General features: G+C 68.4%; 11 protein-coding genes and 1 pseudogene. 6 read left to right on the forward strand and 6 right to left on the reverse strand.

Going from position 1 to position 15,550, the window contains the following annotated elements; translation table 11 throughout:
* Positions 1–303 precede the first annotated feature (303 nt).
* From ACQP00_RS20615 to ctaD, 4 genes and pseudogenes are all read right to left on the reverse strand, one after another.
* Positions 304–1,439, reverse strand: a pseudogene (locus ACQP00_RS20615) (permease).
* Positions 1,440–1,599: 160 nt separating this feature from the next.
* Positions 1,600–1,722 (reverse strand): hypothetical protein, encoded by a 123-nt coding sequence (locus tag ACQP00_RS20620; protein ID WP_433221430.1) that lies wholly within the window; start codon positions 1,720–1,722, stop codon positions 1,600–1,602.
* A 441-nt stretch (positions 1,723–2,163) separates the two neighbouring features.
* Positions 2,164–2,358, reverse strand: a complete 195-nt coding sequence (locus ACQP00_RS20625) for a glycoside hydrolase family 15 protein (protein ID WP_433221432.1) — start codon at positions 2,356–2,358, stop codon at positions 2,164–2,166.
* 78 nt (positions 2,359–2,436) lie between these two features.
* A complete protein-coding gene (gene ctaD, locus ACQP00_RS20630) occupies positions 2,437–4,245 on the reverse strand; it encodes an aa3-type cytochrome oxidase subunit I (protein WP_433221434.1) in 1,809 nt (602 codons plus the stop codon).
* A 274-nt stretch (positions 4,246–4,519) separates the two neighbouring features.
* Here ctaD and ACQP00_RS20635 point away from each other — a divergent pair, with 274 nt between their 5' ends.
* From ACQP00_RS20635 to ACQP00_RS20650, 4 genes are all read left to right on the forward strand, one after another.
* A complete protein-coding gene (locus ACQP00_RS20635) occupies positions 4,520–4,999 on the forward strand; it encodes a hypothetical protein (RefSeq protein WP_433221436.1) in 480 nt (159 codons plus the stop codon).
* A 1,081-nt stretch (positions 5,000–6,080) separates the two neighbouring features.
* Positions 6,081–6,653 (forward strand): hypothetical protein, encoded by a 573-nt coding sequence (locus ACQP00_RS20640; protein WP_433221438.1) that lies wholly within the window; start codon positions 6,081–6,083, stop codon positions 6,651–6,653.
* A gap of 22 nt (positions 6,654–6,675) precedes the next feature.
* A complete protein-coding gene (locus ACQP00_RS20645; RefSeq protein ID WP_433221440.1) occupies positions 6,676–7,737 on the forward strand; it encodes a hypothetical protein in 1,062 nt (353 codons plus the stop codon).
* A gap of 954 nt (positions 7,738–8,691) precedes the next feature.
* On the forward strand, positions 8,692–10,104 hold the full coding sequence (locus tag ACQP00_RS20650; RefSeq protein WP_433221442.1) for a GAF domain-containing protein: 1,413 nt from the start codon (positions 8,692–8,694) through the stop codon (positions 10,102–10,104).
* 465 nt (positions 10,105–10,569) lie between these two features.
* On the opposite strand, the gene ACQP00_RS20655 is transcribed toward ACQP00_RS20650, so the two are convergent.
* Positions 10,570–10,707, reverse strand: a complete 138-nt coding sequence (locus tag ACQP00_RS20655; RefSeq protein ID WP_433221444.1) for a hypothetical protein — start codon at positions 10,705–10,707, stop codon at positions 10,570–10,572.
* 4 nt (positions 10,708–10,711) lie between these two features.
* Between ACQP00_RS20655 and ACQP00_RS20660 the strand changes: the two genes are divergently transcribed.
* Positions 10,712–11,416, forward strand: coding sequence for a hypothetical protein (locus ACQP00_RS20660; RefSeq protein WP_433221446.1), 705 nt, complete (start codon positions 10,712–10,714; stop codon positions 11,414–11,416).
* 561 nt (positions 11,417–11,977) lie between these two features.
* Here the strand turns inward: ACQP00_RS20660 and ACQP00_RS20665 are convergent.
* Entirely contained in the window at positions 11,978–12,799 is an 822-nt protein-coding gene (locus ACQP00_RS20665; protein WP_433221448.1) for a helix-turn-helix domain-containing protein, read from the reverse strand.
* A gap of 820 nt (positions 12,800–13,619) precedes the next feature.
* Between ACQP00_RS20665 and ACQP00_RS20670 the strand changes: the two genes are divergently transcribed.
* Positions 13,620–15,548: an ATP-dependent nuclease gene (locus ACQP00_RS20670; protein WP_433221450.1), complete on the forward strand. Its 1,929-nt coding sequence runs from the start codon at positions 13,620–13,622 to the stop codon at positions 15,546–15,548.
* Positions 15,549–15,550: the final 2 nt, after the last annotated feature.

The following is a 15,550-nucleotide window of genomic DNA, read 5'->3' on the forward strand; positions in this document are numbered from 1 at the left end:
ACGCCGACCAGACTTCCCGGCACACCAGACACGAGCGAACGGGGGCGAGCCGCCCAGCGGAACGTCTCGCCGGGCGTGCGGCCAAGCCCGAGCCTCCAGTATCCGGGCCGGTCATGACGAACCCAGCGAGGACACATGACGAACCGATGACACAACGCAACGACCAACGAAACCGGATCTCCCCAACCGCCCGGCGCCGCCGCGAGTGCCGCATTGTCCCCGTCCCGCAGAACGGCACGCCCGTACTTCGGAGCCGAGTAATACTTGGCACTTAGGGCGGGGTGCTCGCCATGTTGCTGGATTTCACCCGCCGGGAGTGCCGCCCATCATCCGCAGCATCGGCGCGCCGCCGGTGCGCAGGAACCGCACCACCAGGACCGCGGCCAAGGCCAGGAACGCCATATTGAGCCACGTTGTGTAGTTCCAGGAGATGTGGGCGTCCATGACGGTAGCGGTCCGTTCGGTGGGGATCAGGCCCAGCGGCGTGAACAGCAGTTCGACCGTGTACCCGGCGGCGACCATGGTGACGTAGAAGGTGACCGCGACGAACCCGGCCATCCGCCAGCCGTAGTACTTCCGGTAGAAATTCAGGATCGGCAGGATGATCAGGTCGGCGAAGACGAACGCGACGACCCCGCCGAAACTGATTCCGCCATTCCACAACACCGCGGCCAGCGGCACGTTACCGATCGAGCACACAAAGCTGCCGACCGCGACAAGCGGACCGACGAGCGGCCCCCACAGGGTGGACCAGACCGGATGGTCGGTCAGGAAGAACACCTGCCAGAACGACGCCGGCACCCACGCCGCGAGGGCACCCGCGATGAGCAGCCCGGCGACGATGTCCCGCCAGATCGCCGCCCACTCCATGACGAAGATGTGCGCGACCGCCGTCCGGCCGCGCGCCGAGACCAGTCGCTGGCGGAACGAGCCGGGGCCGGTCACCGCCATGTCCATCGCGGCGTGGCCCTCCATCGACCCGGCCGCGCCCTCGTCAGCCTGGCGCAGCGCGTCCTGGACGAGCCGCCGCCGCAGGAACACCCGGAACAGCACCGCCAGCAGCACGATCATGACTGGGCCGCCGAAGAACTCGGCCAGGGTGAACTGCCAGCCCATCAACAGGGCCAGGATGCGCCGAGCTCCACGACGAGGTTCGTCGAGGCGATCTCGAACGTCATCGCCGCGGTGAAACTGGCGCCCTTGCGGAACAGCGACCTGGCCAGCGCCACCGATGCGTAGGAACACGACGACGACGCCATTCCCAGCCCGCCCGCCCGGGCCAGCGCCCCCGGCGTGTCACCGCCCAACGTCCGCACCACACTGTCGCGGCGTACCACCGCCTGCACCAGCGCCGACAACACAAACCCGAGGATCAGTGCCCACAGGATCTCCCAGGTCATCGACCCGGCGATCGCCAGCGCATGCCACAACCAACCCATCACCGTGTCCCTCCGATACCGGACTATGTATGCCTACCTCGACGCCCGGCTCGGGCACGAATGCGCGGCGGCCCTCACCCACGCCAGCATGACGGTCCCATCCTGCTGGCGGTGTCGCGTGGGGGCGGTGGCGTATCGACGGCTGGTGAGGGTGTGTGGTTCAGCGGGGTGGTGGGGTGTGGTGCAGGTGCCGGGCGGCGTTGACCAGGCCGACGAGGCTGAACGCCTGCGGGGTGTTGCCGAGGTGTCTGCCGGTGCCGGGTGCGTACTCCTCGCTGAGCATGCCGACGTCGTTGCGCAGGTGCAGGAGCGTTCGAACAGTGCGGTGGCTTCGTTGGTGCGGCCGATGGCGTGTAGCGCCTCGACGAGCCAGAACGAGCAGGCGACGAAGGCGCCCTCGGTGCCGGCGAGTCGGTCGGTGGTGTCGCGGTCGTGTGGCCGGTAGCGCAAGAGGAGCCCGGCGGTGCTCAGCTCGGTCAGGATTCGTGTCCACGGTGGCCACGAACCGTGTGTCGGTGGCGGGCAGGAATCCGACCTGCGGGATGAGCAGCAGCGCGGCGTCCACGCCGGTGGCGGCGTATCACTGGGTGAAAATGTTGCGGGCTGCGTCGTAGCCATGGGCGCAGAACTCGGCATGGATGGTGTCACGGATCGCCCGCCACCGGTTTGCCGGTCCGGGCAGACTGTGTGCTGTTACCGCGGTGACGGCCCGGTCGAAGCCAGCCTAGGCCATGACCTTGGAGTGCACGAACTGGCGTTGCGGGCCGCGAATCTCCCACAAGCTGTTGTCGGGGCGGCGCCAGTTGCCTTCCAGGTACTCCAGCACCGCGTGTTGCAGGTCCCATCCGGCCTCGACGGTGGTGAGGCCGGCGTCGCGGCTGTGATGCAGGTGCTGTCCAGATACGACGCCCGTTACCACCGGTCACATCGCGGGACCAGGCATCCACCCGGCACACCGTGATCGGCAACGGTGGTGCCCGGGATCGGTATGATCCCCTTACGGGTCTTCCGCGAGTGGACGCTTGTTCCGCCGTGCTCTGCGGGGTCTGATCTGGTCCGGGGTTCGGTGGTCCTGGTAGCTTGCGCCGTTGTGGGACTCGGTGGTGAACGGTTTGGCGCCGCCCTCCGGTGGACCGCCCTGCGACTGGCGGCCCGCGGCCAGGTGCGGGAATTTCGCGTCGAATGCCGGCCGTTCGGAGCGGATGCGGGGGATGCGGTCGAAGTTGCGCAGCGGCGGTGGGCAGCTGGTCGCCCATTCGAGGGCGTTGCCGTGACCCCAGGGGTCGTCGAGCTCGGTGACCCGGCCGGCCTTGTAGGAGATCCACACGTTGTAGAGGAATGGCAGGGTGGCGGCGCCGAGGACGAATGAGCCGATGGTGGAGATGGTGTTGAGGGTGGTGAAGCCGTCGGTCGCCAGGTAGTCGGCGTAGCGGCGGGGCATGCCCTCGGTGCCGAGCCAGTGCTGGACGAGGAAAGTGAGGTGAAACCCGACGAACGTGAGCCAGAAGTGGACCCGGCCGAGGCGTTCGTCGAGCATCCGGCCGGTCATTTTCGGGAACCAGAAGTAGATGCCGGAGTAGACGGCGAAGACGATCGTGCCGAACAGCACGTAGTGGAAGTGTGCCACCACGAAGTAGGTGTCGGTGACGTGGAAGTCGATCGGGGGGCTTGCGAGCAGGACCCCTGACAGGCCGCCGAGCAGGAAGGTGACGAGGAACCCGACGGCGAACAGCATCGGGGTCTCGAACGTCAGCTGCCCGCGCCACATGGTGCCGGTCCAGTTGAAGAACTTCATGCCGGTCGGGATGGCGATGAGGTAGCTGAGGAAGCTGAAGAACGGCAGCAGCACCTGCCCGGTGCCGAACATGTGGTGCGCCCATACGCTCATCGACAGCGCCCCGATCGCGATGGTCGCGCCGACCATGCCCTTGTAGCCGAAGACCGGCTTGCGGCTGAAGACGGGGATGACCTCGGTGATGATGCCGAAGAACGGCAACGCCACGATGTACACCTCGGGATGGCCGAAGAACCAGAACAGGTGCTGCCACAGCATCGGCCCGCCGGTCGCGGCGTCGTACACATGCGCGCCGAGCCGCCGGTCCGCGAGCAGGACGAGCAGGGCTGCGGCGAGCAGCGGGAACACCATGATGATCATGGCGGCGGTGATGAGGATGTTCCAGGTGAAGATGGGCATCCGGAACGTGGTCATGCCGGGTGCCCGCAGGGTGAGGATGGTGGTGATCATGTTGACCGCGCCGAGGATCGTGCCGAGGCCGGAGAGCACCAGTCCCAGGATCCACAGGTCGGCGCCGACCCCAGGGGTGTTGATGACGCTGTTGAGCGGGGCGTAGGCGAACCAGCCGAAGTCGGCCGCGCCGTTGGGGGTGATGAACCCGGCGACGACGAGGCTGCCACCGAACAGGTAGAACCAGTAGGCGAGGGCGTTGAGCCGGGGGAACGCGACGTCCGGCGCGCCGATCTGCAGCGGCACGATGTAGTTGGCGAACGCGAACACGATCGGCGTCGCGAACAACAGCAGCATCACCGTCCCGTGGATGGTGAACAACTGGTTGTACTGCTCGGCGGACAGGAACTGCAGCCCGGGCCGGGCCAGCTCGGCACGCATCAGCAGCGCCATCACACCGCCGGCGAGGAAGAACGCGAACGACGTGATTAGGTACATGATCCCGATCTGTTTCGCGTCCGTGGTGCGCAGCAGCCGCCCCAACGCGGAGCCTTTGACCGCCGGCCGGACCTGCCGTATGCGGCTGGACACCGGCACCGGCCGTGGTTGTATCGCGGTCATGCCAACTCCAAGCTCGAGGACATGCGGACGCCTGCAGCGGCCACGCAGCCCCCCGCCACGCCGGCCGCTACCCGTGAGCGGAACGTCGAAACCTGTACGCCCCCGCCTCCACCACACGGGTTGCTGTCGAATCCGCGGCCAGCCTCCACCCGCTCCTCGAGCACGCCATCAGCACCGAAGAGCGCATCCTCAGCGCGGCGAGTTCGCTGCTGGAGAGCTTCCTCATGAGACCAATGCCGTGCGGAAGTTGCCCACCGATCGGTGGCCGGGCGTCGTGGCGAAGATCGAACAGTGGCTTGCGAAGCTCGTCGTCATCGCGGAGCAGGCCGGGCTGGACGTTGTTCGACAGGCGAACGGCAAGCCGACAAAGCTTCGCTGGGCCACCGCGTCGACGTACCGTGGCATCCCGCTGGACAAGACCGCCGATCTCGTCGAACGCGCGTTCGGTGAGTACCAGGCGCTCTACCAGATGGGCTCCAGCATCGCGCACAGCATGTCGTGGATGCTGGACGACAACGCACACGTCGCCGCTGACGGTTCATCCGCGGTCCTGTACCACAGCGACCCGTACGCGCATGGTGCTGCGGCGATCACCGCGATCGCTGCCGCCGAAAGTGTGGTCCGTGACTTCGGTCGGTACATGGGATTCGATCCGGAGCATGCGCTGGTGCCGTACCGGCGCCGTCGCGAGGCGCTGGACACACTCATCAACGAGTACGCCGTCGGCCGCCTCGGCGCCGTCGGGCACATGTGATCAGCCCGCAGCGGACCCGGCGTCCCGCCCGCCGGGATCGCCCGATCGCCGGAAACTGCGGTGACGCTGTCGACGGTGTCACCTCGTACACCGATCCCGAGGGCGGTGGCATCCTCGGGATCCGACTCGTATGGCGCTCCTACCGGCGTTGACACGACGCCGACGTTGAGTCCGTCAGTGTCCGAACGGATCACGTCCGGGGCACGGCCCCCGCCTGACGATCGTGGCACGACCTATTCGGCGACGATCTCGCTGCGGGCCGCCGTCAGTCGTGTCCCGTCGCTCAACACCACGTCGCTGGCGCCGTCGCCGCCAGCGGCCCGCACTGAATGGACCTGCATGCCAGCCAGCTGCTGCACCTCAGGTGTTCTGTGCTGAGCGGGCCGGAAGACCCACCGTAGATCAGCCGCACGGTCGCGTTTCATGCCTCGACAACCTCCCCGGGAAGCCTTGCGACGCCGCACCGTCTCGCATCGCGGCCGTCTCTCGTACGGTAGTACGAGAACCTCCGTCCCCCGTTGTATCGGGCGGACAAATCGCCGCTGACTCCCGCGATCTTGAACGTCATCGGGCTGCCAACGGTGCTCAGGGGCTGAGGGATACGCGACTTGATCGAAGCCGGCGCGGCACGCGGCGATCGGTGCGTGCTGAGCGTTCTTCCGGCTGCCATGCGCGAAGATCCTGAGCTGGCTCGCGTGGCGTTGCGGCACCCGCGCGACGTTGCCCGCCGCGCCGCCGCAGTGCACGGCTTCCATCCGGCGAGTTCTCCTCGGTCAGGAAACCGCATAGCCGGTGCCTATCCGAGCGGGCGTCGATCCGCCGGATGACCGTACCCATCCGCGCTGCGGCAGGTGCGGAGTCTGCCGCAGGTTGCCGGTTATGGTGGCCCAATGGGTGTCGCCACGACCGGTGCGGCGCGGGTCGCGCCGGTGTTCCACCCACCGGTCGTGCCGCAGCTGACTGAGGCGGCGCTGGCCGCCGCCGGGCGCCGCTCGAGCCGTTCGCCACCATGCTGGTGGACCTCGTTCGTGTCACGCCGAAGGGCAAGTGGCACGCGCCTGGTACTGCCACCCACCGGTGCGTGCATGTGATCCGTGGGCTCGCGCACCTTCCTGCCGACCTGCCCGTGCAGCAGGTCAGTGTGCTCGGCGAGCATGACGTGTGCAGCGCCTGCGCACACCAGATATGGGTGCGCGGCCCGGCCGGTGCACTGCACGTGGCGGCGGGTCTGACCGTCGCCGCCGCGCAGTGGGTCGCCGAGTTCGAGCGCCTCGCTCCGAGCATGGGGTGGCTGGATGTGGCCCGCTGGTCACGGCAGACACCGTTCGGCTCGCCCGACCCGATGACCGACCCGATGACGGACCTGCTGAGCGGGCTCCTGGCTGTGCACCGGTCGGCGGTCGCTGCGGCCTGGGACGGGCTGCGCCGCCGCGTCGCTGCCGCGATGGCGGTCGCCCGGCAGGCCGCCGGACCTCCCGGGCTGCGGGTCATGGCCGCCCGGGCCAGGGACCTCTTGCTCCATGACCGCGCCACCCTGATGGAGGCGCACGTGCTAGAAGCGATCCGCGGTGGTGCCCGCCGCATCCTGCACGAGCCGCAGCTGCCCCGGCACGCCCTCGACGCGTGGCTGCAGGGCGGTCGCCGCCGACGGTGACCTCACCGCCGGGCGGACCGCGATGTTCGCCGCCGTCGAGGCCCGCCTCGGCGAGGCTGAGGTCCGGGACGTGTCCCTCCTCCCTGTCCCGCCGCTGACCGCCGCGGCCGGTCACGCCTCGCCGGCGGCGTGGGCCGCTGCGGAGTACCAGCTGCTGCGCACTCACGTCGTTGACATCTGGAGCTCCCGGCTGGCCGCGGCCCTGCACGACGGGCACCTGTCCAGCGGCGACGGCGAGCAGTTGCTGCTGATCGTCGGCTGGCCGATCGTCAACGAACCCGACCGGGAGATCGCCTATCCCACCCAGTACCCGGTCCTGGCCGACGCCGTGGTCGCCACCCGCTATTCCACTCCGATCCCTGCGCCGCAGGCCATCCCACAGGCCATCTCACAGGCCGTGGTGCTGCGGGTGCCGGCGTCCGCCGCCGGACACGCCGTCGCGCACCGCAGCGACTACCTCCACGCGGTGCCCGGCGCATCCGTGGCTACCGGTGCTGTGGTCCACGACCGCGACGTGCGGGTTCTGCTGCGCTCCGCCGCCGGGTATCTGCCCCATGACGACGTCGGTGACCCGGCCGGTCCGCTGGCCCCGGTCGCCGCTTGGCGGGCGGCAGCGGGGCCGGCGACCGATCTGCGTGCTTGGGCCACCGAACACGGCGGGCACCACTGGAACCTGCCGCAGCGGTGGCGGTGGATCCCCGCCGACACACCCCGCACCGGCGGTTTAGGATCGGCGGCGCTGCTGCAGCAGCTGTGCCAGGCGCTGCGGAGCTCCGCCGTCGTGCTCGTCCTCGCCGCAGGCGAGCACGACGCGCTGGACCGCGTCGAACTCCTCGTCTGCCCGGAGGCGGTCGACCCGGACACCGGCGCCCTGACGTACCGGCCGCACGACCTGCCCGGGTGTCCCACCATCACGGTGCCGTGGCGGCGCATCATCGCTCGTCGCGCGTCACCCGTGTGGCCAACTGGAACACGAAGGCTGCCAAGATCAGGTCGAACACTACCGCGAGGAAGCCGGCGATCGGCAGCATTGTCCGCCATTCCGAGATCGCGTCGAGCTGCGGTGCCGGCTTTGACAGAATGAGTCGACCGACGTGCATGCTGATCAAGAGTGCACCGTAGGCGATGACCGTAAGGACCGGCAGCGCCGCCAGGAGCACCGCAGCGAAAGCCTTCCGCATCGCGACGGGTCCGGCATCGTGCAGCTGGCGGTTCAGGGCATTGTCTGTGGCGATCGCTGTAACGGACGTTTGTCGCCGTCGTTCCGCCAGCGCAAATCGCCCACCGAAGCCTGCGAGCGCGCCGCCGAACAGCCCAACCACGAGATTGAACAGCGCATAGTCTCAGTCGTGCAGCGAGCTACTGGCATCCGCAGGCCACCCCGATTCGCGTCGAAGTCGTATCGCTCCATCCTCGAGTCCTGTTGGGAACGTTGCGCCCAAGGCTTGTAACGGAGCTGCGGACGGTGCAGCCGGTCACCGCCCGAGGACACGGCTTGGGCGGCGTCTGTCATGTCACGGTGATCTGGCGCCGACCGGCCACACACGGACCACACGGTTCAGCGGGGATATGTTGCACACGGCGCACAGTCCGGTGGCCCATCGCCACGCCCCCTCACCCCAGCCCATACCGCGACGACCGCGAGCTGCAGCGGTGTGACTACAGGCCGTCGCGTCGACCATGCAACACTGCCCACCGGCTGTCCACCGCGAGCTGCAGCGGTGTGACTACAGGCCGTCGCGTCGACCATGCAACACTGCCCACCGGCTGTCCACCGCTGGCGCGGATCGGTGCCATTCCTGACCGATCGACAGGTAGCGATGGCGATCTGGATAGGTTCGCTAGCCTGATCGGCTGATGGATTCCGGGCAGCCCAGCTCGTCGTGGCGGACGTACTGCGCCGCCGTGATGCGTACCGAACGCCGGATGAGCACCCGTGCACCGTGGGGCGGCTGTCCGGCTGATGACAGCATCCATGCGATCGGATAGAACAGAGTGACGCAATACGGCGACGAGTTGTGGCCGGTCGGGAGGCGTGGTGATCGACGTTCTGGCCAGCGCCAAGATGGTCCGGGACGTGGCCAGGCTCCACGCCGTCGCCGCCACCGGCCTCGGGCCGCGCCGGCAGCGGTGGTGCGACGAGGTCGTCGACCGGGTCCGCCAACTGCTGCGGGTGCCGGTCGCGCTGCTGGTGCTCGTCGAACGCAGCCGGCAGGTGCTGCCCGGCGCGGCGGGACTGCCCGAGCCGTGGCAGCAGCGGCGGGAGACCCCGCTGACCCACTCCGTCTGCCAGTACGTCGTCGGCTCCGGCGCGGCGCTGACGATCACCGACGCCCGGCGCGATCCGGTCCTGCACACCAGCGACGCCATCCGCGACCTCGGCGTTGTCGCCTACGCGGGCGTGCCAGTCCGGGACCGCACCGGACACGTCCTCGGCGCGCTGTGCGCGATCGACACACGCCCGCGGCCCTGGACCGAACGCGAAATTAGCACCCTGCGACATATTGCTGCCGAGTGTCTCCCTAGGCTGCGGAACTCCACTCGCAGTACATCAGCGCCGCCAGCAAACAAAACCCGGCCCGCTGCGACCCCGCCGGCGACCCGGCCATACCGCGACGACACATTGTGGACGCCGATCGGTGCTCCACACGGTCTGGCGCTGGGCTCGGAGCCGCCTGTCCGGGATACGGCCACGGGGCTCGCCATGCCCGGCCGCTGGCATGACGAACCCGTCACCGTGATTGTGCAGACGATCGACGATCCGCGCGCGCAACGGCGATTCCGCCGCCGGATCCAGGTGGCGCAGGCGCTCCAGCACGGCAACCTACCGATACCGGTCGAGGAGCACCGCTGGCATAACCACCGCACCCTGATCGTCAGCCGCCCCGCCGGCAAACCACTGCTACGCCGTCCCGGACGCATCGGGCGGCACTCAACCGGCGAATGGACAGCAGTCATCCATCTCGCCGCACTCCTATCGGCCTGGCAACCGACGCCCGCCGATCGCCTCCAATGGACCATCGACTATCCCGCTTGGATCGCCAGGCACCAGCAGGCTGGCCACCTCTGCGCCGACGAATCCGCACGGCTGCAGACGCTCCTAGACCGATGCGACGTCGACCGGACCTTCGCGCACGGCAACCTGGTCCCCCGCACCATCATTCGGCAACCGTCGCAGCAGCTTGCACTGACCGGATTTACCCACAGCGGCATGTACCTCGCCGGACGCGACCTTGTCACCCTGGCCTTCGCCGCCCCGGACGCGTGCCACCAACGCGCCCTCATGCAACGAGTCGTCGACGCCGACATCGTCGAACCCTTCACCGTCAACCTGCTCCTAGCCGCCGCCGACCTAGCAGCTCACCGACCAGCAACGCCAGCCGACTGGCTAGCGACAGTCATGCGCGCCCGCCGATGCGCACACCACCTACTGACCCGGCTCGGAGCCTAGCCGGCCGCATGCATCGCACGACATCGCGTCACGACGCGGCCCAGCCTGCAGGCGCCTGGATTTCGGCGAGCACCATCGATACAAGTCGATCCTGCCGGTTCGCGCCCGATATGAGTGGCATGAGGTTTAAGCCGGATGTTTCAAACGCCGGGTGTGGGTACGAGTTCGGGGCGCCGGGCCCTGCATCAACCGTATTCCGCTTGCGGCCCGGCGCGCCACGGACGGTGCCAGCGGCACCGTAATCCTCCTGTATGCACGACCGTCATCGCTGGCGGCGGCACCGGCAACACCAGCTCCATCCGTGTTCTGGCGAATACGTACAGAAACGGCCTGACGCTGCTGCTGGGCTCGGTCGGCCAGCAGCTCATGCGCGCCGACTGCCCGGTGCTCATCGTCCACTGAGCCGAATCGCCGGAGACGCCGGGAACCTGGCGGGTTCCCCGGCGCGCACACCGGGATGGGCGGCTACCCAGCGACTGTGATGACCTCGGTCGCGGGCAGGCGGGGGGCGTGCGGCGGCCCAGCGTGGTCCGGGTCGGCTACGCCGAGGCGCAGCACCAGGTACGGCCACCCGACGTCGCCCAGCATCCGGCGCAGCGCCATCCGGGTGAAGTCCAGCTCGACCGGGCTGCTCAGCGGCAGGACCGCGGCGCCGCGGGCGGTCGCGGTGGAGCCAGAGCTCGCCCAGGGCCTCGCCGGCCGCGAGCCAGTCGGGGCGTTCGTCGCCCTCGCCGTACAGGACGGCGTAGTTCGCGGCGTTGTCGTGGCCCTCGCCGGCGGCCAGGGTGCCCGGCACGCCGAAGTCGCGCTCGGCCATCGTGGTCCGCGGGTTCTGGGCGGGCAGGGCGGTGGCCGGGACGCCGGTGCCGACCGCCCGCTCGCCGCCGGCCCACGCCCTGGTCTCGTCCCGCATCCGCTCGTCGCGGCGCTCGGCCTCGCCCGCGTGCTCGATCATCACCGCGAGCCGCAGCACCTGGTCGCGGTCGAGCACGTGCAGGCGGGCCCCGCCGCGGCGGGCGCCGGCAGCGAGGGCCTCCAGGGCCGCGGGCGCGACCGGCTCGTCGGTGACGGCCCGCCGGTCGGTGCGCCGGACCCGCAGCAGCTGCAGCCGGTGCATGTCGTGCGGGTCGGCCGGGACCTTCCGGCGGCCCGCACGACCGCCAGGGGCTCTCCCGCCGGGCGCTCCACCTCGGCCGTCCTGCCCTCGGCGGCCAGCGCCACGAGCGCGTGGTGCAGGGCCGCGCCGCAGCTGAGCACCATCAGCCGGCCCTCGGGGTCCTGCTCGCGCAGCTGCCGCTCGAGCACCGTGTAGAGACATAGGATGTCTGGGCCGTTTGGCCGGCGTGTGACGTGTCTTGAGCGCTGCCGTCCAAAGTGGATGGAGGAATCCACGAAATGCGTCGTAATCGGGCAGCGGCGGAAGTGCTGATCAAGGCTGCGAGCTGCGTCTGACTAATGGAGGACTACGGATCAGAAGGTTAGGGGTTCGAGTCCCTTCGGGCGCGCAACATCAAGAGGCGGTTGACCTGCGGAAACGCAGGTTAGCCGTCTCTTGTCATCTGTCCACTGTGGACCTGAAGTGTTCCGAAAGTGATCCGCTGTTTCGGAGGGCTTCAGGCTGGTCGGCACCGCGATGCGCTGCTGCGGTTCGGTCTGTCTGGATCTTGCATGTTCGTGGCTGGTGCCGCGGCGCGACGTCGGGGCAGGCGATTTCCATGTGCTGCGCCGCCCCGGGTTGCCTCGTCAGGCGCTTGCCTGAGGTGCTCGTCGCCGGCCGTGGCACATTCGGATCAGTCAACTCACCGCGCTTCATTTTGGCCCGAGAAACGTGAGTGAGCCGGGTTGCGGGCGGCGAACGTGCACTCCGCCTCGATTATGGATTGTCTGAGGTTCGGCCCAACTGGGCCTGTCTCATGATCAACAGGAGTTCCTCGGCGGCTGACTGGTCGGCCAGCGCGACGCCCCAGTCGTCCGCGGCTGGATCTTCCGGGATCTCGACCTCCCGCAGAAGTGTCGTTAGGGCTGGAGGGAGGTCGGGGACGAGGAATCCCTCCTGCTCGATTGTCCGTCGGTGCGTACGGAGGACGTGCAGGCAGCGTGCAAGATCATTGACCAGGACCTGGAGGTAGCGCTGCTGCCTGCCGGCCTGCTCGCCGCTGGTGCCGGGCGCCGTGTGCGCCTGGTCGGCGGCGATGCGCCGTATCCGCGTCTGGACCTCGGCGTATTGCTGGACGAGGGTCCGGTGCACGTCGTACAGCACCACGGCGCGCCGCCCCTCGCGCCATTTCTGGAGCGAAGAGTCCGCGTAGTCGATGAGTCGGGCGCCGATGATCCAACCGCGGCTGAGCCAGGGGGGCGCGTCGAGGCCGGGCAGGATCCGCATCGTGGTGATCCGGCCGACGGGGGTCAGCAGGAGTAGCGGTGGCACGTCGAGCGCGGCGCCGAGGATCAGAAGCTCGTCGACGCTGACCGACTCGCGTCGCCCGGTCTCCAGGTTGGCGATGACCGATCGGGGTACTTCCGAGCCGAGCTCCGCGGTCCGGCGGGCGAGATCATTGGCGCTCATGTTGCGCTTGTCGCGCCAGTACTTCACCTGACCGGCGATGACCTTCGTGACGCTCTTCGGCCAAGCGTCTTCACCCTCGGCGGACGCGGTGGCGTCAGGGGTGTTCGGTTGGATGTGCGTGTCACTCATTGCGTGACGACCGGCCCATTTCCCACATGCACACCCTAACGGGGATCTTGAGAACTCGTCACGATGGTATCTGTGTCATGAAGACACAGACATGTCGAAGTTGGCGCTTATCTGGCTGCCACCGCTTCTTTGGTGCCCGGGTTGTCGCGTCGTCGCGTATCGCGATTTGCGCGAAGGACTCGGGTTGACCTACCCTCGACCGCTGGGCGTCACGTTCGCGCCCAGTCGGCGGTTCGACCGCGCGGAGCAACTCGGCCGGGGGGCCTTGGGGGACCGACTTGACCACGACCACGTAGAACCTGCCGGGCGCCGAGCCGCCCGCGTCGACAACGCCGACACGAAACGTGACCTTCTCGGTAACGAGAATGCCCCGCAGTACCGAGATGTTTCAGCCACCTCGGTCCGACGGGGCTCCCGCAGCCTAGATGACCAAGCGGATTCGTGCCATCGGCGTGCGCTTTTTCCGTCAGGCGCTTGACGTTCCCGCCAGCCGGCGAATGACTCATCGTCACCTCGTCGACCTCGCCCTTCTGTGCCACAAGCACCCACGAGTGCCTGGTGCGAGCGTCTTGTGCATCTGATCGCCGTCTGGGACGGGCCAACTCGTTCCGGCAGCGCCCTTCGGCTTGCGGCCGGCTGTCCTCGATCGAGAACAACCGGGACCATGCACGCCTCTTCGCGAATCCGCGCTGGCCGCTTACCCCGCAGCGGGCCAGTGCAAAGCGCGACGGGTCAGCGATGCGCTGCCCTTCTTCCGCATTGCACGTATCTGGCACTTATGCAAAAAGTGTCACATTTCAGGCGGGGAGCTCCCACCAGCATGTCCACAGCACTGACCACGCTCAGCGCGCCGACCACGGGAAGAGGCATGTATCTCGCCGGCCTGCGGCTCACGAACTTCCGCTCGTGTCGCGACGTCGAGATCAAGCTCCAGCCCGGCCTGACGCTGCTCGTCGGCGACAACAACTCCGGCAAGTCCAACGTCATCGACGCGATGCGGCTGCTGACCACGCCGCTGAGCGGGCGACGGGTCCGCTACCTGGAGACGGACGACATCTCCACCGGCGCGGACGGCCCGATCGATATCCTGGGCGTGTTCGACGGCCTGACGCGGTTCCAGCAGGGCCAGTACATCGGCGCGCTCGACATCGCGACGAACAAGGCGTACTACACGACCAGGTTCCGGCCGGACATGGACGTACCCCGCCGGTCCAAGGTGGAGAACCTGGCTGGCCGAGCCGCCGGGTCCGACGCCGAACCCGAGAAACGCGACCAGATCCGGCACGTCTACCTGGCACCGCTGCGCGACGCCAAGCGTGAGCTGGACTCCGCCACCGGCAACCGCATGGCGCTCATCATCAAGTACCTGACGAGCGAGGCCGACCGTACGGACTTCCTCGACCAGGCGATCGACGGGTTGCGCAAGCTCGAAGAGCACAACGTCATCACCGGCACCCAGAAGCGGTTGCAGGAGCACGTCAGCGACCTCACCGACCCGGTCCGGGGGCAGGTGATCGGTCTGAGCTTCCGCGACGTCCGGCTGCAACGGCTCGCTCGTGGCCTGCGCCTAAAGATGGCCGAGCACGGCGTCGACCTCGCCGACATCGAGGACTCGGGCCTCGGCTACGCCAACCTGCTCTACATGGCGTCGGTCATCATCGAGCTGCGCAACGCCCAGGACGCCGAGCTCACGCTCTTCCTCGTGGAGGAGCCGGAGGCCCACCTCCACCCGCAGCTGCAAGCCGTGCTGCTGGACTACCTCCAGGAGCAGGCCGTCAAGTCGCTGCGCGACGACACCGACGGCCCGGCGGGCCGCATCCAAGTGATCGCCACGACCCACTCACCGAACCTGGCCAGTGCAGTGGGCATCCGCAACATCGTGGTCCTGCGCACCCAGGAAACCCCGACCACCCAGAAGGCCACCGAGGAGCTCTCGGCCACCGAGGCGGAGGTGACACCGACGGGGATTCAGCGCGGCACGGCCGCGATCGCCCTGTGCGACATCGACCTGACCGATGAGGAACGCCGCAAGATCGACCAGTACCTCGACGTGAGCCGCGCCGAGCTGCTGTTCACCCGGCGCGCGGTCCTCGTGGAGGGCGTCTCCGAGGCCGTCATCCTGCCGCCGCTCGCACGCCACTGCGTCCTCGACAAGACGGCGGCCAACTACGGGGCGAAGTGCCGCGAATTCCGGGCCGTGTCGATCATCAGCATCGGCAGTGTCGACTTCGGCCCGTACCTTAAGCTCCTTCTGCAGCAGGTCAACGGGGTCCGGCTCGTCGACCGGCTGGTGGTCATCACCGACGGCGACCCCGACGTCGACGATGAGGTCGACCAGGACGACCTCGACGACGAGGCCGACGAGCCGGAGACGCGGGACGAGCCGGCGGCCACACTCAGCCGCAAGGATCGGCTGGAAGAGATCGCCACCCAGCTGGGCGCCGACTCGGTCCTCGCCGTGTTCGCAGCCGAGTTCACGCTCGAGGCCGACCTGATGAACCCGTTCACGGTGAACGGCTCGCTGCTGGAGACCGCGTTCAAGCGCCAGAAGCCCAGGTCGGGCAGGTTCTGGAACACGCTCACGGCGAGCACGAACCCGGCGGAGGTGTTCTACCGCAAGCTGCGCAGCACCAAGCGGTACATCGGCAAGGGCGAGTTCGCCCACGACGTCGCCGAGCTGATCCAGAGCGGCGGCATGTTCGAGTGCCCTGCCTACCTCACGCAGGCCATCCAGTCGGCGATGCGGTAGGC

It is taken from the genome of Dactylosporangium sp. CS-047395, from assembly GCF_050942185.1.
Taxonomy (GTDB): Bacteria; Actinomycetota; Actinomycetes; order Mycobacteriales; family Micromonosporaceae; genus Dactylosporangium.